Source organism: Moorena sp. SIO3B2, from assembly GCF_010692525.1.
GTDB lineage: Bacteria > Cyanobacteriota > Cyanobacteriia > Cyanobacteriales > Coleofasciculaceae > Moorena > Moorena producens.
Genome location: NZ_JAAHHE010000529.1, coordinates 1 through 3,385, shown reverse-complemented (window position 1 = coordinate 3,385; position 3,385 = coordinate 1). Strand labels below are relative to the sequence as shown.

3 protein-coding genes and 1 pseudogene are annotated in these 3,385 nt (G+C 43.1%); all 4 read left to right on the top strand.

The features are described 5' to 3' along the window. Positions 1-95: pseudogene (locus F6K38_RS44610) on the top strand (zinc ribbon domain-containing protein); the annotation flags it as partial. An 8-nt stretch (positions 96-103) separates the two neighbouring features. Continuing rightward, positions 104-1,030 (top strand): MvdC family ATP-grasp ribosomal peptide maturase, encoded by a 927-nt coding sequence (locus F6K38_RS37455; RefSeq protein WP_008184762.1) that lies wholly within the window; start codon positions 104-106, stop codon positions 1,028-1,030. A gap of 517 nt (positions 1,031-1,547) precedes the next feature. Then, a complete protein-coding gene (locus F6K38_RS37450; RefSeq protein ID WP_008184760.1) occupies positions 1,548-2,549 on the top strand; it encodes an MvdD family ATP-grasp ribosomal peptide maturase in 1,002 nt (333 codons plus the stop codon). A gap of 191 nt (positions 2,550-2,740) precedes the next feature. Further along, positions 2,741-3,049, top strand: a complete 309-nt coding sequence (locus F6K38_RS37445) for a hypothetical protein (protein WP_008184757.1) — start codon at positions 2,741-2,743, stop codon at positions 3,047-3,049. Positions 3,050-3,385: the final 336 nt, after the last annotated feature.

Here is a 3,385-nt window from a genome sequence, read left to right as displayed (position 1 = left end):
TAATGGATCGCGACATCAATGGCGCTCGCGGGATATTCCTAAGAGCTTTGGTAGATACACCCTGGCTGAGTAATCAGCTTGCATTGGTGAGCTAAGGTCTGCTTTGGTAGACTTTAGTAGCCAAAAAGTATCGGCTAAACCCTTTCGCTTCGATACGGATCAATTTCCCAGTAAGGTGCAACTAGCAGCCGGGATCAGTAGCGAGGGGCTTAGTTACCAGTTAGACTATAGTGGACAGTCGATTAAAACCGAAGACGTGCAAGGGGTTTGGATGCGACGACTCTGGCATCCACAAGTCAGCCCAGACTTAGCTCCCCAATTCCAAGACGCTTGCGTTAGGGAATCATTAGCAACCATTGATGGTTTCTTAGATCATCTCAACCATGCTCGTTGGGTAGATAGGTTAGAACGAATCCGAGAGGCAGAAAACAAACCACGTCAACTCAGAATTGCCAATGAAGTTGGTCTGCTCGTTCCCCGCACTCTGGTCACGAATAATCCAGATCGGATGCGGGGTTTTTTTGCTGAGGTTGGAGGAAAGATGGTGGCTAAGTTGCTTACTCCTCTTTCCTATAGTATGGAAGCCTCTTCTTTTTTCCTATATACCAGCGTTGTCAAAGAAGAAGACCTCCAAGAGGCAGAAATGTTGCGCTATAGCCCCATGGTCTTCCAAGAGGAGATTCCTAAACAGCGGGAGTTGCGAATAACATTCGTGGCGGGAAATCTATTTGTAGGGGCTCTCGATGCTTCTCGGTATTCTGCAACAACAATGGATTGGCGGTCTGCTAAACCAGAGGACTGTGCTTGGGAACCTGATCAATTGCCCAGTCAGGTTGCCCATGGCCTGAATGCTTTGATGGCAAGGTTGGGACTAACCTATGGCGCTATTGATATGATTGTCACCCCAGACGGTGAGTATGTCTTCCTAGAAGTTAACCCCACTGGCGAATGGGGCATGCTAGAGCGAGATTTAGGTTACCCCATTTCTGATGCGATCGCAGATGCCTTGTTGTCTGAGGTTGCCAATTAAGGCAACAGGCAACAGGCAACAGGCAATAGGCAATAATAAAGATATTTTTAAGGCAATAATATCTCTCATTATTAATGATTTTTTTAATAAAAACTGTACAGCATAAGTGCAATCAACCCGATAAATTAAAAAATAATATCAACTATGATTTATTTATGTTTTATATAAAATTTTTTTAAAAAAAAATAGGTGTTTATGCAAATATAGCAGTCGCCAGAGCAGTTAGGACATGACAAAAGTCTCAAACCTAAGTAAGCGATGCAGCGCGGTCTTGGGGGTTTCCCCCATGAGCGACTGCATCAAGAAGCGCAAGAGTTTGACTTCTGACTTCTGACTTCTGACTTCTGCTATATTTTGTGATTTTCGGGTATTAATTATTCATAATAATTAACTTTGATAATTTGTTATTTTTACTTTTTGATTGATACTTAACAAGTTTATTCTCCCTACTCCCTACTCCCTACTCCCTACTCCCGATTCCCGATTCCCGATTCCCGATTCCCGATTCCTATTAACAATGACAGTTTTAATTATTACCCATAGCCAAGACAACCAAAGCATTCCCCTAGTGGTAAAAGCCATTGAAGAAAAAGGGGGGAAAGCCTTTCGGTTTGATACTGACCGATTTCCCACGGAAGTCCAGTTAGATGTCTATTACGGTAAGAATAGAGACGGTAAGAATACAGAAAGACTAATCCTGAAGTCTGAGGAAGAAAAGCTAGATTTGCAGGAGGTCTCAGCAGTTTGGTATCGGCGCATTGCCATGGGGGCAAGAATTCCCAGCACCATGGATCCGCAAATGCGGCAAGCCTCTGTACAAGAATCTCGTGTAACTATCCAAGGTATGATTGCCAGTATCGATGGCTTCCACTTGGATCGGGTCCCTGTGGTTGAGCAAGCCAAAAATAAGCAGTTACAGCTAAAAGTAGCACGGGAACTCGGGATAGATACTCCTCTTAACCTCACCACCAATAATCCCGCAGCAGTGGTGGAATTTGCCAAAGAATGTGAGTCAGGTATAATCACCAAGATGCTTTCATCCTTTGCCATCTATGATCAGCAGGGACAGGAGCAGGTAGTGTTTACCAATCCGGTCAAACCGGAGGATTTGGACAACTTGGATGGACTAAGGTTCTGTCCAATGACCTTTCAGGAACATCTGCCTAAGGCACTAGAGTTACGAACGAAAATTGTCGGAAAGCAAGTGTTCACTGCTTCGATAGACTCTCAACAGTTTCCAGGTGCTCGTTATGACTGGCGGCGACGGGGCGTTGATTCCCTAAACGCTTGGCAGCCCTATCAGCTGCCCCAGGATCTGGAAGAAAAGTTGCTGAAGCTAATGGATTACTTTGGGTTGAACTATGGCGCGATTGATATTATTCTAACTCCCGATGGTCGCCATGTATTTCTTGAGGTGAATCCAGTGGGAGAATTCTTCTGGCTTGAGCTTTGCCCTGGCTTACCAATTTCCCAGGCTATTGCTGATGTTTTGCTGAACTTGGTGCCACGCCGTTATTAGTACTAATTTTTTTTAGCAGCACTAGAGCTTGTAGGGTGGGCAAAAGCAGTTTGGTTGTTTTGAGTATTTTAGATAATGGAACTTTGCCCACCTTACTTTAATTGGTATTTTTTTTACAGGGAAGTGTGGGGAGATGGGAATTCCCGATTTCCCGATCTCCAGACTATAGCTACTTTTAGTTACAGTTAATAATGAAAAATCAATTATTTTATCTAATTAAAATAACATCTACTATTTTAATTACTTGCGCTTTAGGTCTAGAAATTTGGTATATTTATTTACAGTTAACCCATGGCTCTCTACCAAGTAACCTCTATGCTGCATTGTGCCTAGGAAGTATTGCTCTAATCTCCCATTTTATTGAAGGTGTAATCGCTGCTTTTAAAGCTAACAGTTGTGATAAAAATCCTATAAATTATGGCATTTATACTTTTTTTGTCGGGTTTGTTGGATTGTGGGAATTATTTAATCCAACTTCAGAAAGTTCTAGTTATAAATAAACCGTTGTACTGGGTTATTTCCGGATCTCAAGCAAAAAATGATCGTTCTTAATCCCATATCTTACTAACTAGGGCGCTCTAGCGGACGCGATCGCTAATAGTTCGCTTTTTGCCTACAGGTGTTGCTCGCGCCCCTAAGCTTGATGCGGTTATAGGTAAAGATCGGATGTTGCTGAATCAAGAAATGCCAAATAATTATATATAAGATGGGGTTCTTATAGTAATAATGCTTCCCAAACTCCCGATTCCCGATTCCCGTTCCCCTCCTGGGAGGGGTTAGGGGTGGGTTCCGATTCCCGACTCCCGACTCCCTTCTTATTAATACTCACCTACCGT